This window comes from Microvirga sp. BF8, assembly GCF_059888585.1.
The window spans coordinates 4,657,771-4,682,243 of the sequence record NZ_CM187619.1; the positions used below are offsets into that span (position 1 = coordinate 4,657,771).

The following is a 24,473-nucleotide window of genomic DNA, read 5'->3' on the forward strand; positions in this document are numbered from 1 at the left end:
CAAAGGACCATAATCCTTTGCGGCTGTCTCGCCAGCCTAAGCTTTCCTGGGTGCTGCACGACCCCCGTTTACCTGTGGGCGAATTGTGCTACTCATCGCCTGTGCGGTCCCGTAGCTCAGCAGGACAGAGCAGCGGTTTCCTAAACCGAAGGTCGGAGGTTCGAGTCCTCCCGGGATCGCCAGTTATTCCGAGGCTGCCGGAAGGGCCGCGGTTACCTCCGGGTTACAGCCAGCGAATTTGCTCTTCAAAGCTTAGCTTGCCTGTAATTCTTGGGAATATGAGGATGGTTTCAACGGGACCTGTGGCGCGTGCCGACGCCACAATAGACATGGAAATGGCCGGTATCGGGGTCATCGGCACTATCCTGTTCGGCGTTAAGTCGAGTCCTCCCGGTATCCAGTTTTCCAAATGACATTTCCCTGCTGTCCCATTTGAGCGACGGCCGCTTTGGCATCATCGAGATCCGGCGCGTCGATGTACCGGTAATAGGCTTGCACGAGGCCGAACAGGCCAAAGGCGAAGAGACCGACTGCGGTGAGCGCCAGGAGCACCCAGCCAAAGGGCTGCCGCTGCAGTGATTGCAGCGCGCCGCCAACACCATGCGCTTCTGACGAGCTGCTGTGTAAGGCCGCCAGCACCAGGAAGCCGCCGATCAGGACGAAAACGACGCCTCGCGCCACAAAGCCGGCGCGTCCGAGAGAAACGATCCACTCCCGCTTGTCGACAGGAAGCGCAAGATGTTGGGTCACGTCACCGCGCCAGGCCTTCCAGGCAAATGCAAGACCAGTGCCAACAATGGCAACGCCGATGAGCCCGACGAACCATTGGCCAAAAGGCTGCGCCAAGAGCCAGGCCGTCCAATCTTGGGTGGCCTGATCCTCGCCACCTCCCTTGGAACCCCGGCCCACGGCGAGACTCAGGGCCGAGACCGCTAGGCCGGCATAGATGCCGCCACTGATGAGATGGGCAACTCTCGTGGCCCAGCCCTTCACGTCGGTCCCATGGTGATCTGCATCGGTCAGCACCTCGATGACGCGCCAGAAGCAGAAGCCGAGAAGCCCTAGGGCGATCAGCCCGAGCCAGATTTTGCCAAATGGCTGAGATAGGAGCGTCTGTAGGGCGCTGCGACTGCCGCCCGTCTGCCCGCCTGAGCCAATGGCTGCCAGAAGGGCGAGGCCGCCTACGAGGCCATAGACCACGCCACGCGCGCCGTAGCCCAGGCGGGCCAGTACTTCGATGGGATTCCTGCGGAAGTTGGGCATGTGCGGCGGCTCCTCCCTGTGTGGTGAATCGCCAAGCCCCAGCCCGTGTTCCTTCAGCCGAGATCCGCCGTCTCTCCGCGGGCACCCTCTCTGCCAGTGTTGAAAAGCCGTTGGTCGGAGGTTCGAGTCCTCCCGGGATCCTCAGTATTTTCGAGGTTGCCGGAGCGCAGTGGCCGCCTCCTCAGGTTCCCAAAACGAGCGATCCGCTCATCGTCCTTTGGCCCTGTGCCTCGCATCTTTAGAAGGTTGCCGGACAGCTTCTGTGGTAGGCTCTGCGAAGTTGCGGAGGTCTGGCATTGATCGCCTATGTAACGATGACTCTTCTCGCACCTGTCGCAGGGTTCTTCACGGCGCTGTACATACTTCTGCTCTGGCTTGGCGATGGGCGCATGTCGCCGGAGGACGAGAGCGACCTCGATCCGGTTCTGGATGAGCAGGACGTTGTGGCAATCCATGGAGCCCGGTCCGGCCCGATCCCGATGCCGGCCCATCTCAAGACCGCCGACGAAATGGTCGACTGGATGACGAAGGAGCTTCCCAAGCTTACCGCAGAGATGCCGAACTTCCGCATGTGAGGAACAGTCTCTGCAACGTGGCGGGCAGTCGAAATCCCGCCCTGCCTCCCTCCACCCGCCAGCCTGGGGCGGGTGCTGAGCATAGAGCGTCGTTGCAGCGCGCCCGTTCGCGCCTGGACCGCCTCTGGCATGCCCGGCGAGGCATGATGCCCGCGACCGCGTCGCGGTGGGCACCTGAATGGCAGGCGTTGCCTGGGCGGGACTCTTCCCGACGGGCCTGTTCGTCCCGAAAGCTCACCGAAGTGGATCTGCCCTCTCGATTCAAATAAGAGCTATCATGTTCCCACGGCTGCGATGACGCTTGAGCGCAAGTTTCGGCAGTATTTCAAGAGGAGAATACCTTGGGCAAGGAATCGGAGTTTCGTGTCACCCCCAACGCGAACGTGGTGCCGGAAACCGAGCGTGGGCGGCTTCTGGAGGACCCAGGATTCGGCAGGGTTTTTACCGACCATATGGTCACAGTGTCCTGGGACGCCGAGAAGGGCTGGCACGATGCGTGCGTGCGCGAACGCGCACCATTCCAACTCGACCCTGCCAGCGCCGTTCTGCACTACGCCCAGGAGATCTTCGAGGGGATGAAGGCATACAAGACGGAGCAGGGGGCCATCACCCTGTTTCGGCCTGAGGAGAATGCCCGCCGCTTCCGAAGCTCGGCGGAGCGCTTGGCGATGCCGGTTGTGCCGGAGGAGTTGTTCCTTGCCGCGATCGAGGAGTTGGTTCGCATCGATCGCGCATGGGTGCCGCCTGGAGAGGGAAGCCTGTACCTGCGTCCTTTCATGTTCGCCAGCGAGGCCTTCCTCGGTGTGCGGCCTGCAAACCAATACACGTTCTGTGTGATTGCAAGCCCCGTAGGCGCGTACTTCAAGGGCGGGGAAAAACCTATCACGGTTTGGGTTTCGGAAACCTATAGCCGGGCTGCTCAGGGCGGCACTGGCGCCGCCAAGTGCGGCGGAAACTACGCTGCCAGTCTCGTTGCGCAGGCCGAGGCGGCGGCTAAGGGATGTGACCAGGTCGTATTCCTGGATGCCGCGGAACATCGATGGGTCGAAGAACTCGGCGGAATGAACATTTTCTTTGTGATGGACGACGGGACGGTCATAACGCCGCCACTTGGAACGATTCTGCCGGGGATCACACGTTCCTCACTGATCACGATCGCGCGGGACGCCGGCATGAAGGTCGAGGAGAAAGCCTATTCTTTCGACCAGTGGCAGATGGATGCCGCTCGTGGCCGCCTCAGGGAAACCTTTGCGTGTGGCACGGCGGCCGTGGTCGCTCCCATCGGCGGCGTCCGCCACGCCAAGGGCGAATTTTCCATTTCCGAGGGCAGGGTTGGTCCCGTCACCCGCAAGCTTCGCGACACGTTGGTCGGGATGCAAAGAGGTTCGCAGGCCGACGTCTATGGTTGGCTGCACAGGATCGCCTGAGCTCGACGTATCGTGCTGGGATGAGCAACGGCTCCTGCCGCCGAGGCAGGAGCCGTTGCTCATCTCGCGGTTTTTCGTCGATTGCGCCACCAACATGCTCATCGCCATGTCCTGCCGCCGGCCGTTGGAATCTCAAGATGGATCGGCATCGGTGACATTCACGGCCAGAGGCTCGTTGCCGCCGCGCATGCATGCACGCCCGAGGAGATCGCCGCGGCCCGGCTTGATCTCCCGACAGGCTACAGGCTGGAGCATGGACGGCATCTCCTGACCGGCCTCCGCCACGATCCGAGCTGCTTGGACCTGCGCATGTGCGCCATGCTCCGAACCACCTAAATCATGCTCCGCCACTGGCCATGCTGATGCACTCCGGCCTTGATGAGAGGCTGGATCGATCTTCCGCATGCCGATGCGGGCATGTTTGATCGCAGCTTGGTGAAACCTTCCTGTTGCTCCGGCGGTAATGGCATCGAGCCCGCCTCCCCTGGTGACCTGGATGTCGTGGACACCCCATCGCTCGTGACGACCGTCGCCGTCGCGGCCGAGCGTTAAGAAATCCAGCAATGGCTCAGCTTGCGGAACGGAGGGGCCTACCCGTCAAAATCTGGGTGGCACATGGATAATCAGAAGACCACGAACGTCTCAGGAGCGAAATTTCTTTGGATAAACTAACAGAAGAAGGGGTTAGAAGCCTTCAAATCGAAGGTTATGACGCTATGCATAAGGGCTGAACGACACAAGCACTCTGTTCATAAAAGGGAATGTCAGGTGGCAAAAGCAGCAACCAAGACTACAACCGGCAAAGCACCCGCCCGTAAGGCTGCCGCAGCCAAGTCTCCGGCAAAGACAGCGACCAAGGCGGCGAAGACGCCAGCCAAGGCAGGGGCGACCAAAGCAACTGGCTCCAAGGCTGCGGTCTCCAAGACCTCCGGATCGAAGGCGCCGGCAAAGACCGTGAAGAAGGTCGCAAAGACATCTGCCGCTACGGCGGGCGCGGTGTTGACGCTGCGCCACATTGCCGAACGACTCTCGGAATTGCATGAACTGCCCAAGCGCCAAGCCAACGAGATGCTGACCCATCTTGTGGAAATGATCACGAAAAGCCTGAAGAAGGGCGAGAAAATCCGCCTGACAGGCCTGGGCATCCTACAGGTGCGCAAGCGCGCTGCTCGAATGGGCCGTAACCCGCAGACTGGCGAGCCCGTGAAGATCAAGGCCTCGAAGAAGATTGCCTTCCGGGCTGCCAAGGACCTTAAGGAATCCATCTGAGTCGCTCGCGGCGGTGGTCCCGTGCAGTCGCATTCTGTGCTGCACGGTCCAGCCGAGATAACGCTGGCGCTCGAAATGATCTTGGAGCCGAATTGAAGAGGATCGGGTTCGGGATCGCGTCATCTGCAGTCTACACATCTGGCGACAGCTCGATCAAAAGTATCCCCTGAGACGCCGCGACGACCACGATACGCGTTCAGTCATAGCTGTCTCGTGATGATCTTTCTGCTGCAAGCGGCGATGAAGACCACAAGGCCCGACTACCGAAGCGCCTTGCATTTTCCTCGATATGCTCTGCCTCGACGGCTCTTGAACCCATTGCCGCCTTGAGCTGTCGAGCCATGGAGTTCCGTTCGAAGGCAGTTAGGCCGAGACCGCATCTGGGAGCATCGACGGGGGGCTCCCTCAAGTTTAGAGCATTTTCAGGAGCCGGGTCCCGCTTCAGTGAAAGGGGTACCGGTTTTCCGTCCGGTGATGCGACACATCAAAGTCGTCGACGCGGTTTTGCGACCCACGACAGCGAAAACCGCTCTCACTACAAAACGTGGTGGTACCCGTAGCCACGTTCCTCATGTCGTCTTTCATTCCAGGTTAATGGATCCCAGGCCGAAGCCTGTCTTGTCGTGGGTGATCCAAACCTCCCCCTGCCCAAGCATCATCCCTTTGTCCCGGACAAAGACCGTCTCAAACGTCGCCTTCGCGACAACCTCCCGGATGCGCGGGTCCATGACCATTTGCCTTGCTGCGACAAGCTGTTCCCGATTGCGGATGGTCCGCCTGACCCTTCCCGTAACCGTCAGGGGAAAGTGAGCGACATGCGCCAAGAGTTTGACGTCACCCGAACGAAAGGCCGCCTTGACGCGCCTGAAGCCCTCATAGGCGGCGAGAGGGTCGAAGTTCAGGTCGCGGTAACTGGCCTCGACCTCGGGCATCAGTTTCGGCCGTGAGAACCCGGCTCCAGTTGGCCGTACCGGCAGGTTCATGGACCGCCGCAACTCTCTCACGAGGAGATTCAAGGCCCTGTGGCGGTCGTAGAGCGTCTGCAATTCTGGCGAACGGGTCTGCGCAGCTCCGGTCGTGAGCGACCCCGTAATGTCCTGCCGGATCTCCTTCGAGTCGGTTCCCATATTCTGCCACTCCCGGGCGGTCGTGGCCTTCTCCAACGCATCATCGAGCTGGTTTCGCACGATCCAGATCCTTTCCTCGACCTCAGCGAGAACCTGCTCATGCGACGCCTTGAAGCCGGGACCTCGTGCAATGTCGGAAGGCAGAGCCTTCATGGCCTCTTGAGGCTTCGGGCCCTTCGGTTCCTCGGCCGAGTACCGTGGATCGACCTTATAAGTCCTCCCGTAGACCTTGACGAAAAACGGCTCCGCTTTGACCGGGACGAAGCTGAGCAAAGTCAGCAGGCAAGCGAATGGCGCGATCATTCTGGCGATACAGCCGACCATCGTCGCCTCCCATCCCGAAGGATTCCGGCCGACGCAGTCTACACCCCGATCCCCGAGACTGGAACGACAACGGCCGCAAAGCACCCCGGCAGGGAAGGAACTGCCATGACAAGCTGTACCAGACCGCCGGCACATTCGTGTCTGCAGCGAACCCAAGACCATCGATCTGTCTCAACAGTCCTCTCCAGATCGCTGACTGGCTGTCGAGCTGGCGAATGGCTCGTGAAGTCGAGCCCGGACGAGGGAAAGCGTGACGGCAGATGGCATTTCGTGCCACTCGGCCTAAGGCAAGCACTGGCACGTTCATCGCCAGTGCATTGTTTCTGTCTTCTTTCCGCTCCTGATACACTCCTGTCGGACCAGACGAACCATCCACGCCGTTGCCGCTGGATGCCTGAGCATCCTGAGCCGGCGGGGCCTGGAAGCACAGCGTCAAGAATGCAATCTGAATGAGGTGGCGGAGGTGATGGATGAGCGTTGATCTGCTGACGTTCCTCGTCGGGGTGATTGCGGGCTCGCGTGCCATGACGGCTCCCGCAGCCGTGAGCTGGGCAGCCTATCTCGGTCTCCTCGACCTTGATGGAACCTGGCTTGCCGTTCTGGGCTATCGGTTCACGCCCTGGATCCTGACGCTGTTGGCTTTTGCAGAGCTGGTCACGGACCAACTTCCCTCCACGCCGAGCCGCAAAGCTCCTGCGGCGTTCGCCACGAGAATTGTCATGGGCAGTCTCAGCGGCGCCGCCATCGGCGCGGCGGGCGACGCTTTTCCGGCCGGCTTCATCGCGGGAGCTGCTGGAGCTATCGTCGGAACACTCGGCGGGGCAGCCATCCGGACACGACTGGCCACGGCTTTCGGCAAGGACCGTCCGGCGGCACTGATGGAAGATGCCGCTGCGATCATCGGTGCGGTGCTTATCGTGGGAGCAGTATCATGACCCAGTCTTTCGATGCGATTGTCATCGGTGCAGGCCAGGCGGGCCCGTCCCTGGCCGGACGGCTGACGGCGGCAGGGATGAAGGTCGCGCTTGTCGAGCGGAAGCTGCTTGGCGGAACCTGTGTCAATACCGGTTGCATGCCGACAAAGACACTGGTGGCAAGCGCCTATGCCGCTCACCTTGCCCGGCGGAGCGACGAGTATGGAATTACGCTCAGCAGCCCCATCGGGATTGATATGAGAGCCGTCAAGGCGCGTGCCGACGCCGTCGTCACGAACGCACGCACCAATCTTGAGACGTGGCTGGGCAGCATGGATGGTCTGACCGTGATCCGCGGACAGGCCCGTTTCGAGAAGCCGGATACCCTCCGCGTCGGAGCAAGTCTGCTGCAAGCCCCTCGCATTTTCATCAATGTGGGTGGCCGGGCGAGCGTGCCGGACATGCCCGGAGTCGATACGATCGAGTACCTCACCAATACCTCCATTCTTGCGCTGGAGACAGTCCCAAGACATCTGGTCGTTGTTGGCGGAAGTTATATCGGTCTCGAGTTCGCGCAGATGTATCGCCGGTTCGGCGCAGACGTCACGGTGGTCGAGAAAGGGCCGCGGCTTGTCGCGCGCGAGGATGAGGATGTCTCGGAGGCCATTCGGGATATTTTGACAGCCGAGGGAATCGCAGTCCGTACAAGCGCGACCTGCATCGGGTTTCACTCACTGGCCGACGGCGTCGCGGTCGACGTCGATTGCACTTCAGGCGAACCGGTTGTGACCGGCTCGCACGTCCTGCTCGCTGTGGGGCGGCGGCCGAACACTGATGATCTCGGTTTGGACAAGGCAGGCGTCAACGTGGACGCGAGGGGCTACGTCGCCGTTGATGACTCTCTTGCCACGAATGTGCCTGGCATCTGGGCCTTGGGGGACTGCAACGGCCGCGGGGCTTTTACACATACTGCCTACAATGACTACGAGATCGTCGCCGCAAACCTACTCGATGGTGCTGCCCGCCGAGTCAGCGAGAGAGTTCCGGCCTATGCGCTCTACATCGATCCGCCGCTTGGACGGGTCGGCATGACGGAGACGGAGGCGCTCAGCACGGGCCGTAAGCTTCTCGTCTCCAAACGCCCGATGACGCGCGTCGGACGCGCAATAGAGAAAGGGGAAACCAAGGGATTCATCAAGGTCGTCGCAGATGCCGAGACGAAGCAACTTCTCGGAGCAGCCATTCTGGGAGTGGGTGGCGACGAGGCGATTCATGGCATCCTCGACATGATGAATGCTGGAGTTCAGTATCCGACCCTGCAATGGGCGGTCCCGATCCATCCAACCGTTTCGGAGTTGATCCCAACCGTCCTCGGAGACCTGCGACCTCCCAGCTAAGCGCCCTTGGGAGCATCGGCCTGAAAGTGGAATGCCTGTTTGGGACTCTTCGGAGTTAGGACCCTATAGAGCAAGGCGAGCCCGTCCTGTCTGCAAGACGAGGAGCATGGCGCCGTCGGCCAAGTGCTGGTCTGCGCCCGCACCGCGAAGCGATGCGATGCGAGCGTTTCACCTCCGGTTTATTCCGCTAATGCCGCCCGCGGCCCGGATGCCAGCCGTATGGCGCCCTAGAGCGGCAGGTTTCGTAAACTGGCGACGGCGGTCATCACACCTCGCAACTCGGCGAGACCCTTGAGGCGACCGATCGCCGGATAGCCCGGGTGAGTCGCCTTGCCGACATCATCGAGAAGCTCGTGTCCGTGGTCCGGCCGCATCGGAATGCGCCACTTCGGATCACCGGCAGCCTTGCGGCGCTGTTGTTCCTCGAGAAGGGTGGTTACCACGGCCACCATGTCGGTATCACCGCCGAGGTGGTCTGCCTCCATAAAGGAGCCGTCCGGCTCTTTCGCGACATTCCGCAGATGGGCGAAATAAACGTGCCGGGCAAATCGCTTTGCGATCGCCGGGACGTCGTTCGTGACGCCTGCGCCAAGCGAGCCGGTGCAGAGCGTGATGCCATTGGCCGGCGACGGGACAGCCTCCACAATGTAGGCCAGGTCGTCGGCGTTGGAGACGATGCGCGGCAGGCCCATGAGGGGGCGTGGCGGATCGTCGGGATGAATGCACATCCGGATCCCGACTTCTTCGGCGACGGGGATCACCTCGCGCAGGAACCGGGCAAGGTTCTCGCGAAGGCGTGCCGCATTCACATCCCGGTAGCGGTCCAGCATCCGGCGCAGGCCGGGAATGTCGTAGCGGTCGTAGGCACCGGGAAGCCCGGCCATGATATTGGCCAGGAGTTTGTGGCGATCCGCCTCGGACGAATTTTTGAACCACTGGCTGGCCTTTGCCAGAACTTCGGGGGAATGGTCGGCCTCCGCGCCAGGGCGCTTCAGCATGAAGCAGTCGAAGGCGGCATGTTCATGGGCGTTGAAGCGCAGCGCCGTTCCGCCCCCCGGCAGCGGATAGGCAAGCTCGGTACGCGTCCAGTCTAGGACCGGCATGAAGTTGTAGCAGATCGTTGTCACCCCGCAGATTGCGAGATTGCGAAGCGACTGGCGATAGTTATCGAACAGGGGATCAAGGTCGCCTTCGCCAATCTTGATGCTCTCGTGGACGGGCAGGCTTTCGACAACACTCCAGCGCAAACCAAGCGAGGCGTCAGCGGCGATTTGTGCCTTGCGCACCTCGATCTCATCGACGCTCCAAACCACTCCATACGGGATCTGGTGAAGGGCGGTTACGATCCCGGTTGCGCCGGTCTGGCGGATATGAGGAAGTTGGACGACATCGTCCGGACCGAACCAACGCCAAGTCTGTTCCATGGTGCTAACCTTCTTGGAGCCGGCCTAAGCGCCGGCGGTGGATTGAATACGGGGAAATGACAGGGCGGCCGTAGAAATCATCGCCCTAGCGTGTCGTCGCTTCTTCCTGCGCTCCGGCACGAGAAGCAAATGCGAATGTGGTTCTGTTGTCGCCATGGGACACTTAAAGGTCATTGAGGATCAGGTCCGGATGCTGGGTTGCCAGCGTCTCGGCGCTTTTCAGGATTTCGGAAAGATGCCCCCTCATGGCCGCCGCGGCGGCTTCAGGATCGCGTCGCAGCACTGCTGCTAAAATATCGCGGTGCTGCGCAATCAGGGATGCGACAGGTGTGACTAAAGGTAAGCTCAGGAAGCGGATGCGGTCGAACTGTGATTTTTCCCGTTCCAATACCGCCCAGATCTGCGCAATGCCGATATCTTCGGCAAGAGCACGGTGGAATGCATCGTCGGCAATCGTGAATGCTTCCGGGTCTTCTTGAGCCTTCTCCTGTGCGGCGAGGCTGGCAGTTACCCTTTCACCCGCCTGTGCAGAAAGCCCACGTTCTGCAGCCTGACGGACGATTGCGACCTCCAAGGCCTCGCGCACGAAGCGCGCCCGTTTCATGGCCGCGAGCGAAATTCGATTCACGAAGCTGCCTCGTTGCGGCATCACCTCGATCAGTCCTTCCTCGACGAGGCGGATGATGGCCTCTCGGACAGGGGCGCGACTGGTGCCGAAGCGGAGTGCGAGCTCGTTTTCCGATAGCCTGGCGCCTGGGCGCAGCCGCAGCGTGACGATGTCCTGGCGGACCTGAGCATGGATGCCCCGCACCATGACCGAGGGTGGTGATGCCGCTGTGCTGGAAGTCCATGCGAGCGACCCCGGCTTTTCCGGATACGATTTCGGCACCTCGCCTGTCTCCCAAGCTGTGCTGGCGAACCGATCCCGAAATCTTAAGGTGATAGGCAGTCGCGCCAGTAGTCGACTAGTCGACCAGTATCAGGAATGCTCCACTGGTTCAAGTGGCCGAAAAGGGTCTCGAGAGCGATTTCTCCCGGTCTGGGCAGAGCGCAACTATGGAAGCTCTCGATAAGCGGCGCGCGCATGGACAAGGGCAAATCGTGCCGGACTTCTCTGCTGGAGCGTTGTAGCCCCGCCGGCAGGCGCGGGGGCAACCTCATACGCGAATGTGGTCAGTGTCACGATTCCGGCGCTTGGGGCGTATCGGTGCATGAGAGGAATTTCCCGACCTGACCCAATGAGGAGCGGCACCTACAGTCCGGCCGAGCCCTGCCGTCAATCTCGGTTCCAGCCTTCGACCATTCGGGAACTGTCGCCGGTCAGGGCCAGCCGCAGCATTCTTTGGCAGCGGTAGAGACGAATACGAACCAAGCAGATCATCGCGAGCCAGCGTTCCCGGATACCGAAGACCCTGTCTGAGGATATGACACTCACTACATCGGCCAAAGGCGAGGCTGCAATGGCGAGACTCCGAGCGGTCCACCTGATGATGCTTGCTGTTTGGGGCTTAACTTCCTTGAATTCATGCGCAATGTGCCGGTCCCAGCGGCGTGTGAGTTCAGTGAAGGTCTTACAGGCCGGTGTGAATACCCGCACGTGAGGCGCATATCCAATTTTGAATCCCAACTCCGTTGCCCGATGCCCCCAGTCATTGTCCTCCATAATGGCGATCCCGCCGAACGGTCCCACGGATCGAAAAACGCTTCTGCGGACCGCCATGTTGCCCGTCGTTGCGAAATGATCACGTTCAACGTAAAGCTGCACGCGATAGCTGAAGATGCGTTCATACGCTTCGATTGCCATCGAGTCGCTCGCATTCCCGCGAGCAACTCGAATGTCTCCAGCAAGACAATCCACATCCGGATTCGTATCGAAATAGCGGACGATCTCACGGATCCATCCGGCATCCGCCACACAGTCGGCATCGATGAAGGCGAGGATCTCCGCCCGGGCGACACTAGCGCCACGGTTTCGTGCGGGACCTGGGCCAGGAATAGGCTCCCGTTCCAATCGCACATCCGAGCAAATGGATTCCGGCGGCACTATTGAGCCGTTATCGACCACGATGATCTCGAAGGGAATTCCGTCAACCCTCTGCGCTCGCAGCGCGCTAAGGCACCGGCTCAGATCGTCGGGCTCATTGAGGTGCGGGATAATGATGCTGACTCGCGGACACGGTGGACTGAAGGCCTGCATGATCGAACTATCCCGACGTTGCGATGCTATAGAAGTCGATGTCGGAGCGGCAGCATCTCGCGACGAACATTGCCGATTGGTGCACTCGTCCTCCTCATACCAGATTACCCGATAGTCATGACAACCGCCATGCCTGAGACCCTCCACGCTATTCTGGCATGATCGCTGCCGAAATGAATAATTCTCCAGGGTGCATTGAGCCATCCCGGCGGGGTAATCCCCCTTCGACGATCGATTTCATGGACACGATTGCTTGTCTGTTGCAGTTTCACGGTCAAGTTAAGGAAAATATGCGTCCCCGCGGACGTGAGGTAGCAGATGACGATCTGTGCGCTCCCGCAAGCTGATGCTGTTCAGACCATCCGCACAGCTCCTATTTGTATTATTGGCGGCGGAATCGCAGGTCTCCTGGTTGCCATGCGCTTAGCCAGATCTGCGCAGCGGGTTATAATTGTCGAGAGTGGAATCGACATATTCGATGAGCAGATTCACGAACTCAACAGCATCGAAGATCTGTTTGGGCGATACAATCGCGCGCTGACGGGACGCGTTCGGGCGTTTGGAGGGACCTCGAGTTCCTGGGGTGGACGCTTAATCCCTCTCACATTGCACGATACCGGGGAGCGACCCTATCTCTCCCTTTCTGGCTGGCCGTTCCCGGCAAGCGAGCTCGAAACCTATACTCGCGAGCTTGAAAAAGTTTTCCGGGTCGATGCTTCTCCCTATGAAGAGGAACTCCTGGAGCGGTTCGACCGGGATGGGCTCTTCCCAAGGAAGGATCCAGATCTGAGATGTCGCTGGTTCAAGTGTCCGACACACCAGCGCGCCAATGTAGGAGCCGCTCTCAAGCGGGAAGTGACCCGCCTCAGCAATCTTGAGGTCTGGCTTGGCGCCACGGTCTGCGACTTGAAACTGGACAGAGGTTCCGGACGTATCACCAGCATCGTGGCCAAGGACTTGAGCGGTCGCCAGCTCACCGTCTCAGCGGACGAATTCGTTTTTGCTGCGGGCAGCATTGAAACGACACGCCTGCTGCTGTTGCTGGATGCAGCCTCAGATGACAGGGCGTTCGAAGGCTGCAATGCACTCGGACGTTACTTTCAGGATCACGCAAGGGCCGTCGTCGGCAAGATCCGCCCGCTTGACCAAGTCAAGACAAATCGACTTTTCGGATACCGCTTCGTCGGCCGTACTCGGCACAATCTCCACTTGGAGCTCACTCCTGACGCTCAACGGATGGAAGGTGTCGCAAGCGCATATGCCGAGGTCGCTCTCGATCTGTCTCCACAATCGCCTCTTGGAATCGTCAGAGAATTGCTCCGAAACCTGCAGAAGCGTCAGCATTCAATGCTGGGAAGCGATATGCGCCAACTGGCAGCGCACACCGGCTATCTCGCGCAGGCGGCCTATTGGCGATTTGCTCGCCGTCAACTGTTCATGCCTAGGGAGACAGGTCTGAAGCTGGAGATCTGCATCGAGCAAATTCCGGATTGGAATAACAGGATCACCCTCTCCCAGGAGCGGGACCGGCTTTCTGTTCCAAAAGTAAGGCTCGAATGGCAATTGACTGAGAGCGATGAAAGGACCTTTCAATCCGCGGTAAAACGAACGTCGGCCTACTGGAAACGCTCCGGCTTTGAGAGTGTCTGCCCTATCGAATGGGAAGGTTATGTTGGCGATGGCTCGGCGAGGTTCATCGACGTGGCCGATCAGAGGGCGCATCCCTCGGGCTCAACGCGCATGGGAACGGATCCCGCCACGTCGGTGGTCGGGCCAGATCTGCGTTGCCATCACGTCGGCAATGTTTGGGTGGCAAGCGCGTCCACCTTCCCGTCTTCAGGGAGTTCGAACCCTACCTTGACGATTATGCAACTGGCCCTTCGCGCTGCTGACGCTCTTCTTCAGCGAATGGCGCGCCCTGCAGGGCTTGGCCATGTTTCAAGCAGCGACGGAACGGGCAGATACCAGGTCAACTAGGTTTCCTCCGGCGGATCGATGTCCCACAGAAAGTCTCGATCAAGTCCTTCTCGACCCGGCGTCGCATGCTCCGGAACCATCGAAAGTCCGGAGTCAGCCTGCTGAGATATTTTCGACGATGCAGCCGTATTTTTCTGGACGTCTAACTCCGTCACTCCCAAAAATCGTTAGAAGATGACCGCTTGCTTTCCAGCTGCAGGGACCGCTACCGTTCGTCTATGAAGCGTGCGAAGACGTCCTTGAAATCCGGGTGCCAGCGGGAGAGAGCAGGGCGGTTCTGCACGATGTCCTCCGCAGACCAGCGGATTCTCTTTTCGTCCATCTCTCGCGTTGTCTCATTGTCAGGACAAAGAATGTAGAAGTCGCCTCGCGCCGTGGCCGACAACATCAGGTCGATAACCTGATCGGGGTCCCAGGCCCCGGCAGGCTTCTCCATTACACCACGTGCCATCGTAAGCCCGGTATAGACGAAGCCCGGAATGAGAAGATGCACGGTGACTGAACAGTGAGCTCTGTTCCGAAGCTCGTGCGCCAGCGCCTCCGTGACTACCCGCACGCCCGCCTTTGAGACGTTGTAGGCGGTATCGCCTGGCGGAGTGGTAATGCCCTGTTTCGATCCTGTATTGATAATGGCGCAAGCCGTCCCCTGCTCAACCATGGCAGGACCAAAAATCTGTATACCGTTGATGACGCCCCACAGATTTGTATCCAGAATTGCCTTCCAGCGCTGCGGGTCGGCAAAAAGCTGGCCGCCGCCTTCGATTCCGGCGTTGTTCATCAGCAGGGCCGTCTCGCCGAAAGTGGCGAAGGCCCGATCCTTCAGGCGCTGGACATCTTCTCTTCGGGCGACATCCGTAGCGATGGCGACAACATGATCGGGTGATTCCGCGACCGCGGCAACCGCCGCAGCGCTGCGTGTCAAGGCTTCTTCCTCGAGGTCGGCCATGCACACCTTCATTCCAAGGCTCGCAAGTCGCTTGGCGGCGGCGAGACCGATTCCGCTGGCTGCTCCCGTAATGACGGCGGCCCGGCCACGAGCAATCGCTGGATGCTGGTCCATAGCTGGCTTCCTGCACTTCCAATAATCATGTCGCCCTATAATTTAGCCTCTCGCATCCCTCCGGCAACGCCTTTTGTCAGCCGAACGCGGCGGCCTGACCCCTGTGCCATCACTATCCCTGAGCGTAGTCGTCTTCGAAATTTCCACTCCAAGTCTTCGAAAGCACTGCTACGGTTGACTTCGGAACTGCGGGGGGCGCCTTATGCCGTGCCGAGGAGCTTGCAGTACGCATTCCTTGGGAAAGGGAGCATGGATTCACAACGGAGCAAACAAAGTCCGCGTGTGGCGGCTGAAATCATACGGAGGAGCCTCCAGCTTTCCGCATGGCTGCTTGTCGCTCTAATTGTGGCCTTCACCCTGTCACCCATCGAACTGCGTCCGGTCTCGGGTGCGCCTGCGAACCTCGAAAGGATCGTCGCCTTCGCCGCGTTGGGCGCGGTCTTCGTTTTAGCCTATCCCCATAAGCGCTTGGCGGCATTTGTCTTTTTGGTGAGCTTTGCTGCTACCCTCGAAACGCTCCAGAATTTTGTCCCGGGCCGCCATGGCCGAAGCGAGGACTTCGTCGTGAAAGCGGTGGCTGTCGTAGCAGGATTTCTACTCGCTCACAGCATCATGCGTATTGTCCGTGTTTCCTGGTTCAAGCCCCAACTTTAAAGAAGCTTGCTGCCGCATGGCTCGAAATAACTGAGCCCGGTTTTCGGAATGCGTAAGCCTATGCTCCTCCTGATCCCTGCTGCCGTTGGATAGAGATACGGCGTTCGCGAATATACGACCCCGCAGGAGGGCTCCTGCCCGGGAAAAGAATGTCGGCGGAGAAATCTATGATCAAGTAACGAATTGTTTGGCTGGCTGGATTATTTTGCTATGGCAATAGCGCTGCTCAACTGAGTAGACGACGGGACGTCGTCCTGGATTTGAAAAGTCAGAAGGTCGCCCGAAGTTAGGAATGCAAGAGTAATAATAGATCGTATTCGGACCCTTCATGCATCGTCAAATCATCGGCATCCTCACAGTTTGCGGTACTCTGCTTATCCAGCAGGCGGCTTTCGCATCGACCATATGTCCGGCGGAGCAGGCAACGCCGCAGATGCCGAAGGATGATGCGCTCTGCGCTTCCCTGGATGCCGATATTCGAAGGCCCAGTCGCTTTCCTCTCGACATTTATCAGCAGAAGCTCGGAAGCTATTTGCGAGCCTTTTGCCACCGCAGTCCAATATCAGGATGGAAGGTCGACAAGGCTGTTCGCGACACCGGTCCGTTTACGGCGTCCCTTAAGGACGGCAAGTGGTCCGGAGTGTACCATGGCACTCACGCGCCCGTCGTTATCTGGTATTCACCAGAGATGTACGAATGGCTGAAGGCTAATCGTCCCTCGGATGAGCGTCATGCACCTGCCGTGCCGGACCCGGTGCCGGACGGAGCCGTCATGGTTAAGGAGATGTATCCCGCTCCTGCCGCCGCATGTCGCGACATCGACCCTACTCGTCTCCTGCCGACGAGCGGTGCCGCAGTAATGGTGCGAGACACTAGAGGCTCTCACGACGGTTGGTTCTGGGGCTGGTTCGGTTGGAGCGACTGGGAGCCCGATTGGCCCGCAGGTCCGGGTAATGGCTACCCCAATATGGGATTTGGCCAATATTGCGTTAACTGCCACGCATCAGCCAAAGACAATTCCACGTTCGCGGCATTGCGAAACATCAGGGGAGAGCCAGGGCGACCACTGAGTTTCCTCAGCCAGCACTGGTTCCAAGATCAATTCACGAAGGCTGACGAAAGCTTTGCCGAACTCCTGAATCATCTCCGGATCGTTCAGGAGTCCGACGACGTCACGCCTCAGGGGACACCTCCTCATCAGGCCTACGACCCCGCCTTTAAAGCATTCTATCGACCGCCTTATGGGTTCCCGGCAAAGACACAGGTGATGCAGATGCCATCCCAGACGTATGACAACGTTTGGGCGGGCGCCGGGACATCAGAAGCGCCTCAACCATTCCTGACTTCCGACCAATGCATAGGATGTCACGATGCAGGCTCGACAGGGCTGCATTTCGATATGACCGAGCCTGGGCCGAACGGTAAGCTCCTCAATCTGTCGCCGCATGGAACCTGGAGCACATCCCCGATGGGCCTGGCAGGGCGCGACCCGATTTTCTTCGCTCAACTCGCCAGCGAGACAGAGGCCTTTCATCCAGAATCGTCGAAGCTCGTTGAAGATACCTGTCTCGGATGTCATGGCAATATGGGGCAGCGCCAATTCAAGATCGATCGGCAGGCTGCCGGAGAGGGTTGCGTTGCGTTCTCACGCCAAATGGTCGACGTCACACCATTTCCCACGAAACCTGACGCCGGAAGCTCCCGCTATGGCGCCCTGGCACGTGACGGCGTCTCCTGCACGACCTGTCATACGATGGCACTTGGAGAAAGCGAGCGGGACAAGGTTAAAGACGATCCGCAGAATAGCTGCGTGGCTGACCGGCAGGCTCTGCTCACGCCGGGCAACTCGGGTTTTGCCAGAACCTTCTCGGGCAGTTTTCTTGTTGGGGCCACGGACAAAATCAACGGTCCCTTCAATGATCCCAAGGTGCGGCCTATGGAGAACGCACTCGGTCGCACGCCGGTTCACAACAAGCATATCAAGGACTCCGAAGTCTGCGGAAGCTGCCATACGGTTCACTTGCCCGTACTGAACAAGGGTAAAGTCATTGGCCATACCTACGAACAGACAACCTATGCTGAGTGGGCGTTCAGCGACTATCGTACGGGAATGACGCCCGACGGTGCGCTGCCTTCAGGAAAGGGCGATCGCGCGCAGACATGCCAAGAATGTCATATGCCAAGCCGGGACGTGACTGGAAAACCGTATCGCAGCAAGATTGCCAGCATCCAGGAATTCAGCAACTTCCCACAAGCTGACAATACGCTCGACCCGGAAGACATCGATCTACCAGTGCGGGAAGGCTTCGCCAGCCATGTCCTCGTCGGCCTTAACACGTTCCTGATCAAGATGGCGCAGCAGTTCCCAGACCTGCTTGGAATCAGGACCCAGGATCCGATGCTCACACGCAAAGGGTTGGATCCCCTGCTCTACACGGAGAAAGCAATTGCACATCAGGCGGAGACGAAGACTGCCGAGATCGCAATCTCCCGCATTGCGAGGGACCTGAAGACGCTCGAGGCGAGCGTGACGGTGATCAACAAGACCGGGCACAAGTTCCCTTCAGGTGTCGGGTTTCGTCGCGCCTTCATTGAGTTTCAGGTTCTCGATACCCAGGGAAAAGTGCTTTGGGCTTCCGGCCGTACCAACACAATCGGCGCCATCACGGATGAAAATGGCCGCCTGGTGGCTGGCGAGGCGTGGTGGAAGGATGATTGTTCCGCGCGTCTGGACCCACTCGCGCATCAGCCCCATCGGGAGGTGATCACTCGCCAGGATCAGGCTCAAATCTATCAGGAACTGGTATCCTCGCCTCCTGCATCAGGGCCAGTTCAATGCGGCATCAGATCAATCCCTTCCGGTGAGCTCACAACCAGCTTTCTGTCCATCTGTTCGAATGTGAAGGACAATCGCCTCCTCCCGCATGGCTTCATGAAACGGGACGAGCGAGTTCGCATCGCCAAGGCGATTGGGGCCGGTCCCGAACTCGCCGACGAGTCTGGTCCCGTGCAAACGGGTGATGACCCTGACTATAAGGCAGGTGGTGGCGATACGACCGTCTATCGCATCAATCTCGCTGACATCGCGGGTGAACCCGCCTTCCTCGAGGCAACTCTGTACTACCAGGCAACACCACCGTTCTATCTTCAGGATCGCTTCTGCACCTCTCAGAGCGCGGACACGAAACGCCTTCTCTACATGGCTGGTAATCTCAACTTGAGGGGGTCGAAGGCTGAGGATTGGAAGCTGCGAACCGTCAGTACGGGTCGTGTGTCACTCCCCTGAACATGCCGCTCAATCTGGCTGTCCGCTCGCACAATCAACGAGATTCCGGACTGCGGGCGACGGTCGTACGGTTTCGGCCCGCCCTTTTTGCTTCGTAGAGAGCTCTGTCGGCAGCCTCGACAAGATAGGCATGGTCCGGATGGCCCTCATATGTCGCTAACCCGATTGAGGCTGTAACGGTGAACTCTGTCCCGTCCGGAAGTCGCAAATCATGCCCCATAAGCTCCTGCCGAATTCGCTCCGCTATCATGAGGCTCTGGTGAGCGTCGGTCTCGACAAGTACAACTAGAAACTCTTCGCCGCCGTAGCGGAAGACAAAGTCACTCAGGCGAACTGTATTGAGGATCACTTCTGCGACATCGCGCAATACTAGGTCGCCGGCGGGGTGCCCCCACCGGTCGTTGATTTGCTTGAAGTGATCGATGTCGATCATCAAAATCGTCAGCGGTGCGCTACTCCTTCCCGCAATCGAAATCTCTCGACTCAGAATGGAGGGCAGAAACCGCCGGTTAAGGGTGCGAGTGAGAGGGTCCCGTCCGTTTTCTAGTCCCTCTACGCTCTGAAACAAGTCGGCCAGGAGAAGCTTGATCTCTTCCATGAGCGATTGCAGCTGCGCGAGAGGTTCTGTCAGGACAGGGCGATTGCTCGCCCGTATTTCTTCCAGTTTCGGCAGTAGAATGCCATCGATTTTCTGCATGGCGCCCTCGATGGTCTCAATCGCGGGCACGCCCTGAAACATGACGTTTGCCCGATGATGAAGCCACAGACCGAAGGAGGAACTCGAGATTGCCTTCAGTTTCGTGGTCTGCTCGTTTCCGAAAAGCGCAAAGAGAACCGTTTGGCTCCATTCCATGAGGGCAGCGCGCTGGCGTTCGCGTTCGAGGGTGATATCTTGGCCCAAAGTGAATAATCTAAAGGCCTCATCCATTTGGGCCCGCTGAGTTGTGCCGGACACGTAGGCTTGGCTCATCAACCGCATAGCATGATCAATTCGCTGGTCGAGCATGATCAATGCCGTTCCCATCACCTCGCGGCTCGTCGCGTGATGCAGGATATGTGCCGCAATTGCGCCTTTAATGAGCGACGCTCCCTCCAGAACCAGGTGGATTGGTATCTTGATCCGAGCGTGGACATTGCCGATGGCTCGCTGTCGCTCTTCGAAGCTGTCAAGATCATGAGGCGAATCGACCGCAAACAGTTGTGCCAGCCACTCTTGAAGCGAGTGGCTGAGTCGATCATGCACGATCGAATGATTGAGAAAGGTCGAGGCCTCTTTATCGCTAAGAAATGTAGCATAAAAAAGACTGACGAGTTCGCCGCTTTTCTCGGCCACAATATGTGCCAGGATTTCTCGCGCTGACATGGAGACATTGTCGGCGCGTGCAACCCCAAAAGGCGCGCTATCCCAGGCATCTTGCCTCATGCTCTGTTCACTCCTCCGACAGCTCGCCGCATTGCTATTCACGCCCGCAATCCGGGCTCAGGCGACCTTACTCCGTGGGCAAGCTGGAGCAGGCCTCATGGAAATCGTCATGCTAAAGCGTAGAATCACTGCCTCATACGAAACAACTCTGCGCGTGGGCAAGCCCTAGTCTGACCCAACGGGAAGATTAGACATGGCCATCAGTCTCCGCGGCATGAAACGCAGCGAGGTCACAACAGGTCAGCGAGCCGAGCACTATGCAAGAGTATTATACCGGTTACGAACAAGGGATCGACGCCTTGCGGGGATCGTCGCTGGCCGTGCCCTGCTGACCCAGGTGGACCTTCTCTGGCGCATCTGCTGTGCTTTGAAAGATTATGAAGGGTATGTATAGATTGTCGTCAACGTTGGCCTCGGCCCTCGCGCCGTCGCTATTATATAGGCGCGAGACTGCCGGATGAGTTGTCCATGAGTGACCTGATCCTAGTCCTCAACTGTGGCTCCTCCAGCATCAAATATGCGCTATTTGATGCCGGCCGCATACCCATCGATCGCACGCCCGACTGGAAGGGGAAGGTCGATGGCATCACCGGACCGTGTCCCACCTTAAGCGAGACAGACATTGATGGCGGGTCGATATCCCTTGATCGCGCTAATCCGTACCGTGCCGCTCTGACGCAGATTGCACATCGTGTCGAAGCACGGCGCGGCAATCAGACGATCAAGGCTATCGCTCACCGTGTCGTGCATGGGGGAAGCCGCTACTTCGAGCCCGTGCGCGTCGATCGGGACGTCCTGATGGATCTGCGCAGCTATATTCCCCTGGCACCGCTCCATCAGCCGTTTGCGCTGGAGGCCATGGAGAGCCTTTTGGAGTTGCGCCCGGGACTGCCACAGATCGCATGTTTCGACACAGCGTTCCATCATACTCTGCCGCGGGTGGAGCAGATGCTTCCGCTGTCCTGGGAATCCTGGGAGCGGGGAATTCGCCGCTATGGATTCCATGGTCTGTCCTACGAATACCAGGCGGTCGCACTGGCTGAACGATATGGCAGTCTCGCCTGCGGCCGCACCATTGTGGCGCACCTCGGCAGTGGTGCCAGTCTTTGCGGCATGCAGAACCTCAAGAGCGTGGCAACGACAATGGGCTTTTCCGCTCTGGATGGACTCATGATGGGGACGCGCACAGGCGCTCTGGATCCCGGTGCCTTGCTGTACCTGATGGAGGTCGAAAGCCTTTCTCCTCATGAGGTCGGTCAATTGCTCTATCACAAATCGGGTTTGCTCGGCGTTTCGGGCATTTCCTCCGATCCGCGCATATTGCTGCAGCACGAGACCAAACCCCATGCCAGTGACGCACTTGCTCTCTACGTGCGAAGAATCGTCCGCGAGATTGGGTCGATGAGCGCTGCGCTTGGTGGCCTAGACTTTCTCGTTTTTACAGCCGGCATCGGCGAGCACAACGCGGTGTTGAGGGAGCGCGTCTGTCATGGCTTGGCTTTCATGGGCATCGCACTTGATCCCGAAGCGAACACCGTCCATAGCTCGCTGATATCAAGTCCGATCAGCGCGATCAAGGTTGCGGTCGAACCTACGAATGAAGAGTGGATTATCGCTTCGCATGCCAGCAAATTGATCGGTTCGTAAGCAATTGCGCAAACCGCATCCCTGGGAGAAGTTCAAGTCTATGCTTGGCGCGGAACTCGATGCTGACACGTCAGCCAAGGGCTCTGCCACCGACCCCTTGAGGCTCTTGAACGCCGCTGACATTCTTGGAGGCGCGACCAGCGATGACTTCAAAAGCTGAGTGAGCTCGCGTTGCGCAGACTAGTCATTGGAGTCTTCTTGGTAATCACCTCACTGTGAGATTACATGCAGGCTCGTGGTCAAGCACATAGCTGGATCGGCATTCTCTCCAACAAGTATCTCGAAATGACCAGGCTCGAGAACCGGTTCCAGGTCTTGGCCGATAAAGGTCAAGGCATTGATACTCAGTGACCATGTCACGACACCATGTTCCCCTTCGGCGAGTTGAATCTTTTGCACCCCTTTCAACTCAAGAGTGGGCCTCGCCACGCTCGCAACCCTATCTCGCACGAAGAGGAAAAGGGTGGCCTCGCCAGCTATTTTGCTGGAATTTGCGACTGTGATCGAAACCGTCACGCTGCCGCCAGCCTTTGCGCAGGTCGGCTCGCAGCGCAGGTCAGTCAGTTTGAAGTCGCTGTATGATAATCCATGTCCAAAAGGAAATTGCGGCGCCGCAGGAAGGTCAAGGTACGAACTCGTATAGCGCTCGCCATCCTTCGTTGGGCGCCCTGATGGGCGCTGAGCGTAGAAGATTGGTACCTGTCCCACGTGACATGGCCAGGAGATCGGCAACCGTCCTGTCGGATTGAACCGACCCGTCAAAACATCGGCAATGGCATGCCCGGCTTCACTGCCAAGAAACCAGGTCGCGAGAACAGCGTCTGCGCGCTCGAAGAGCCAAGGAAGCGTGAGAGGTCGTCCCGAGGATAGCAACACGATTACGGGCTTGCCGAGCGCAAAGACCGCCTCCGCGAGTTCGCGCTGTCGCCCCGGCAGGGCAAGGTCGCCGCGGCTCGCCGCTTCTCCGCTCATTGCAGCAGCTTCACCGAGACAGAGTATCACGGTCTCCGCCCCGGCACAGACATTCAGTGCGGACGGGATGGCGCTGTCGTCCTGCCCGTCAATATCCACGCCGTCGGTTACATCGATCCGGCACAGGGGCATAGCTGTTGTAAGCGCGTCAATGAAAGGTATTGCCTCCTCAGCGCGCCCGGCCGCAGACCACGATCCGAGCATCTCTCCTGTCGCAGCTGCCAATGGGCCAACAACTGCAATGCGCCGGGCTTCGGAAGACAGGGGTAGCACACCATTCCTATGGGTCAGGAGCACGATGGCCCGCCGCCCGACCTCCCGTGCCAAATGTCTATGCTTTTTCGATGCCAGTTCTACCGCACCTGACCCTCGAGCGTAAGGATCATCGAATAGACCAAGGCGCTTCTTGAGGGATAGGACCCGCCTTACAGAGCGGTCGATGTCTGTTAAGCTGATGAGGCCACGTTCAAATGCGACGGGTAAGCCGCGAAGGTATGCTTCGCTCATCATGTCGATGTCGACTCCGGCCTTTAGAGCCAAGGCGCTGGCCTCGACAAGGTCTGCCGCAACACCATGATTGCAAAGTTCGGCGATCGCATTGTAGTCGCTGACCAGGACACCCTCGTAGCCGTTGCGGTCACGGAGCCAACCTTGAAGCAGGCGTGTGTGAGCCGTCATGGGTATCCCAGCTATGTCGTTGAATCCGGGCATGATAGCCGCAACTCCAGCTTCGACAGCCGCCGCGAAAGGCACGAGATAGACTTCGCGAAGCGTCCGCTCTGAGACATCTGCAGAGGCGTACTCCCGTCCAGCGATAGGGGCGCCATACGCGCAGAAGTGCTTTGCCGTAGCCGCGAGGTTCTCCGGATGTGCGAGGTCGTTGCCTTGGAAGCCGCGTGTTTTGGCCATTGCAAACTGAGAGGCAATCCATGGGTCTTCGCCCGGCCCTTCCACGATGCGTCCCCACCGCGGATCGCGTGAAACGTCAATCATGGGCGCGAAGGTCATGGAGATCCCGTCTCGTGTCGCCTCGAGGGCCGCAGCCCGGGCCGTCTCTTCCCACGCTACCGGGTCCAACAGACAGGCTTCCGCGAGCGGAACCGGAAAGATCGTACGGTGGCCATGCAACACATCGAGTCCGATGAGAAGCGGGATGCCAAGCCGGGTCTCTTCCACCGCGAGGCGTTGTACGGCATGAACCTCTGCAGCCCCCCAAAGGTTGAGGAGACTGCCAACCCGACCATTGCGAACATCATCTTGGACGTCTCCAGGCACCTTTGGACCCGTGACTGCGTAAGTGGATGCGACCATATTGAGCTGGCCGATCTTCTCATCAATGGTCATGGCCCTGAGAAGTGCTTCTATGTCCTTCATTGGAGACCCTGGGTAGGCGCCTGAGTGACGTGCCGGTACGAGTGATTCTTCTTGTAAACAGAGAACTTACCCTGCCAAATAGAAAGATAGCTTTCATTCGGATAGGAATGAATTTATTTGAAATATTGCGAATATTTTCATTCGCTCAAGCGGATCGGAAATA

General features: G+C 58.9%; 18 protein-coding genes and 1 tRNA gene. 10 read left to right on the plus strand and 9 right to left on the minus strand.

Translation table 11 applies throughout. The features are described 5' to 3' along the window. The first annotated feature begins 105 nt into the window (after positions 1 to 105). Positions 106 to 182: transfer RNA gene (locus AC522E_RS21900), tRNA-Arg, on the plus strand. 193 nt (positions 183 to 375) lie between these two features. Here the strand turns inward: AC522E_RS21900 and AC522E_RS21905 are convergent. Further along, positions 376 to 1,263: a DUF1206 domain-containing protein gene (locus AC522E_RS21905; protein ID WP_500748334.1), complete on the minus strand. Its 888-nt coding sequence runs from the start codon at positions 1,261 to 1,263 to the stop codon at positions 376 to 378. 296 nt (positions 1,264 to 1,559) lie between these two features. Here AC522E_RS21905 and AC522E_RS21910 point away from each other — a divergent pair, with 296 nt between their 5' ends. Together AC522E_RS21910 and AC522E_RS21915 are read left to right on the plus strand one after the other, a co-directional pair. Then, on the plus strand, positions 1,560 to 1,838 hold the full coding sequence (locus tag AC522E_RS21910; RefSeq protein ID WP_500748335.1) for a hypothetical protein: 279 nt from the start codon (positions 1,560 to 1,562) through the stop codon (positions 1,836 to 1,838). Between the two features lie 341 nt (positions 1,839 to 2,179). Further along, positions 2,180 to 3,265 carry a branched-chain amino acid aminotransferase gene (locus AC522E_RS21915; protein WP_500748336.1) on the plus strand — a complete coding sequence of 362 codons (1,086 nt, stop codon included), beginning with the start codon at positions 2,180 to 2,182 and terminating at the stop codon, positions 3,263 to 3,265. Between the two features lie 132 nt (positions 3,266 to 3,397). Here AC522E_RS21915 and AC522E_RS21920 read toward each other — a convergent pair whose 3' ends face one another. Next, the gene (locus AC522E_RS21920) at positions 3,398 to 3,520 is read right to left on the minus strand and encodes a hypothetical protein (protein ID WP_500748337.1); all 123 of its coding nucleotides are present in this window, start codon (positions 3,518 to 3,520) and stop codon (positions 3,398 to 3,400) included. A 699-nt stretch (positions 3,521 to 4,219) separates the two neighbouring features. Here AC522E_RS21920 and AC522E_RS21925 point away from each other — a divergent pair. Then, entirely contained in the window at positions 4,220 to 4,534 is a 315-nt protein-coding gene (locus AC522E_RS21925) for an HU family DNA-binding protein (RefSeq protein WP_500750803.1), read from the plus strand. A 581-nt stretch (positions 4,535 to 5,115) separates the two neighbouring features. Here AC522E_RS21925 and AC522E_RS21930 read toward each other — a convergent pair. After that, complete coding sequence (locus AC522E_RS21930) at positions 5,116 to 5,814, minus strand: hypothetical protein (RefSeq protein ID WP_500748338.1); 699 nt, start codon at positions 5,812 to 5,814, stop codon at positions 5,116 to 5,118. Positions 5,815 to 6,455: 641 nt separating this feature from the next. Here AC522E_RS21930 and AC522E_RS21935 point away from each other — a divergent pair. Both AC522E_RS21935 and AC522E_RS21940 read left to right on the plus strand, forming a co-directional pair. Further along, the gene (locus AC522E_RS21935) at positions 6,456 to 6,920 is read left to right on the plus strand and encodes a DUF4126 domain-containing protein (RefSeq protein ID WP_500748339.1); all 465 of its coding nucleotides are present in this window, start codon (positions 6,456 to 6,458) and stop codon (positions 6,918 to 6,920) included. Continuing rightward, a complete protein-coding gene (locus AC522E_RS21940; RefSeq protein WP_500748340.1) occupies positions 6,917 to 8,296 on the plus strand; it encodes an FAD-containing oxidoreductase in 1,380 nt (459 codons plus the stop codon). Before AC522E_RS21935 ends, AC522E_RS21940 begins: the two co-directional genes overlap by 4 nt. Positions 8,297 to 8,523: 227 nt before the next feature. Here AC522E_RS21940 and uxuA read toward each other — a convergent pair whose 3' ends face one another. From uxuA to AC522E_RS21955, 3 genes are all read right to left on the minus strand, one after another. Next, positions 8,524 to 9,720 carry a mannonate dehydratase gene (uxuA, locus tag AC522E_RS21945; protein ID WP_500748341.1) on the minus strand — a complete coding sequence of 399 codons (1,197 nt, stop codon included), beginning with the start codon at positions 9,718 to 9,720 and terminating at the stop codon, positions 8,524 to 8,526. Between the two features lie 163 nt (positions 9,721 to 9,883). Then, positions 9,884 to 10,609, minus strand: a complete 726-nt coding sequence (locus AC522E_RS21950; RefSeq protein ID WP_500748342.1) for a GntR family transcriptional regulator — start codon at positions 10,607 to 10,609, stop codon at positions 9,884 to 9,886. A 387-nt stretch (positions 10,610 to 10,996) separates the two neighbouring features. Continuing rightward, positions 10,997 to 11,917 (minus strand): glycosyltransferase family 2 protein, encoded by a 921-nt coding sequence (locus AC522E_RS21955; RefSeq protein ID WP_500748343.1) that lies wholly within the window; start codon positions 11,915 to 11,917, stop codon positions 10,997 to 10,999. 318 nt (positions 11,918 to 12,235) lie between these two features. Here AC522E_RS21955 and AC522E_RS21960 point away from each other — a divergent pair, with 318 nt between their 5' ends. Continuing rightward, a complete protein-coding gene (locus tag AC522E_RS21960) occupies positions 12,236 to 13,894 on the plus strand; it encodes a GMC oxidoreductase (RefSeq protein WP_500748344.1) in 1,659 nt (552 codons plus the stop codon). A 205-nt stretch (positions 13,895 to 14,099) separates the two neighbouring features. On the opposite strand, the gene AC522E_RS21965 is transcribed toward AC522E_RS21960, so the two are convergent. Beyond that, a complete protein-coding gene (locus AC522E_RS21965) occupies positions 14,100 to 14,954 on the minus strand; it encodes an SDR family NAD(P)-dependent oxidoreductase (RefSeq protein ID WP_500748345.1) in 855 nt (284 codons plus the stop codon). Positions 14,955 to 15,203: 249 nt separating this feature from the next. Here AC522E_RS21965 and AC522E_RS21970 point away from each other — a divergent pair, with 249 nt between their 5' ends. Together AC522E_RS21970 and AC522E_RS21975 are read left to right on the plus strand one after the other, a co-directional pair. Next, positions 15,204 to 15,608 (plus strand): VanZ family protein, encoded by a 405-nt coding sequence (locus AC522E_RS21970; RefSeq protein ID WP_500748346.1) that lies wholly within the window; start codon positions 15,204 to 15,206, stop codon positions 15,606 to 15,608. 328 nt (positions 15,609 to 15,936) lie between these two features. Continuing rightward, positions 15,937 to 18,894 (plus strand): hypothetical protein, encoded by a 2,958-nt coding sequence (locus tag AC522E_RS21975; protein WP_500748347.1) that lies wholly within the window; start codon positions 15,937 to 15,939, stop codon positions 18,892 to 18,894. A gap of 34 nt (positions 18,895 to 18,928) precedes the next feature. On the opposite strand, the gene AC522E_RS21980 is transcribed toward AC522E_RS21975, so the two are convergent. Next, on the minus strand, positions 18,929 to 20,317 hold the full coding sequence (locus AC522E_RS21980) for a GGDEF domain-containing protein (protein WP_500748348.1): 1,389 nt from the start codon (positions 20,315 to 20,317) through the stop codon (positions 18,929 to 18,931). 468 nt (positions 20,318 to 20,785) lie between these two features. On the opposite strand from AC522E_RS21980, the gene AC522E_RS21985 reads away from it, so the two are divergent. Beyond that, on the plus strand, positions 20,786 to 21,964 hold the full coding sequence (locus tag AC522E_RS21985; protein ID WP_500748349.1) for an acetate/propionate family kinase: 1,179 nt from the start codon (positions 20,786 to 20,788) through the stop codon (positions 21,962 to 21,964). A gap of 210 nt (positions 21,965 to 22,174) precedes the next feature. On the opposite strand, the gene AC522E_RS21990 is transcribed toward AC522E_RS21985, so the two are convergent. After that, a complete protein-coding gene (locus AC522E_RS21990) occupies positions 22,175 to 24,310 on the minus strand; it encodes a glycoside hydrolase family 3 N-terminal domain-containing protein (protein ID WP_500748350.1) in 2,136 nt (711 codons plus the stop codon). Between the last annotated feature and the right edge of the window lie 163 nt (positions 24,311 to 24,473).

Excerpts from the sequence above, each read along its gene's own strand:
- AC522E_RS21905 (WP_500748334.1), bottom strand. The coding sequence starts at position 1,263 with ATGCCCAACTTCCGCAGGAATCCCATCGAAGTACTGGCCCGCCTGGGC.
- AC522E_RS21920 (WP_500748337.1), bottom strand. The coding sequence starts at position 3,520 with ATGCTCCAGCCTGTAGCCTGTCGGGAGATCAAGCCGGGCCGCGGCGAT.
- AC522E_RS21930 (WP_500748338.1), bottom strand. The coding sequence starts at position 5,814 with ATGAAGGCTCTGCCTTCCGACATTGCACGAGGTCCCGGCTTCAAGGCG.
- AC522E_RS21935 (WP_500748339.1), top strand. The coding sequence starts at position 6,456 with ATGAGCGTTGATCTGCTGACGTTCCTCGTCGGGGTGATTGCGGGCTCG.
- AC522E_RS21940 (WP_500748340.1), top strand. The coding sequence starts at position 6,917 with ATGACCCAGTCTTTCGATGCGATTGTCATCGGTGCAGGCCAGGCGGGC.
- uxuA (WP_500748341.1), bottom strand. The coding sequence starts at position 9,720 with ATGGAACAGACTTGGCGTTGGTTCGGTCCGGACGATGTCGTCCAACTT.
- AC522E_RS21955 (WP_500748343.1), bottom strand. The coding sequence starts at position 11,917 with ATGCAGGCCTTCAGTCCACCGTGTCCGCGAGTCAGCATCATTATCCCG.
- AC522E_RS21960 (WP_500748344.1), top strand. The coding sequence starts at position 12,236 with ATGACGATCTGTGCGCTCCCGCAAGCTGATGCTGTTCAGACCATCCGC.
- AC522E_RS21965 (WP_500748345.1), bottom strand. The coding sequence starts at position 14,954 with ATGGACCAGCATCCAGCGATTGCTCGTGGCCGGGCCGCCGTCATTACG.
- AC522E_RS21970 (WP_500748346.1), top strand. The coding sequence starts at position 15,204 with ATGGATTCACAACGGAGCAAACAAAGTCCGCGTGTGGCGGCTGAAATC.
- AC522E_RS21975 (WP_500748347.1), top strand. The coding sequence starts at position 15,937 with ATGCATCGTCAAATCATCGGCATCCTCACAGTTTGCGGTACTCTGCTT.
- AC522E_RS21980 (WP_500748348.1), bottom strand. The coding sequence starts at position 20,317 with ATGAGGCAAGATGCCTGGGATAGCGCGCCTTTTGGGGTTGCACGCGCC.
- AC522E_RS21985 (WP_500748349.1), top strand. The coding sequence starts at position 20,786 with ATGAGTGACCTGATCCTAGTCCTCAACTGTGGCTCCTCCAGCATCAAA.
- AC522E_RS21990 (WP_500748350.1), bottom strand. The coding sequence starts at position 24,310 with ATGAAGGACATAGAAGCACTTCTCAGGGCCATGACCATTGATGAGAAG.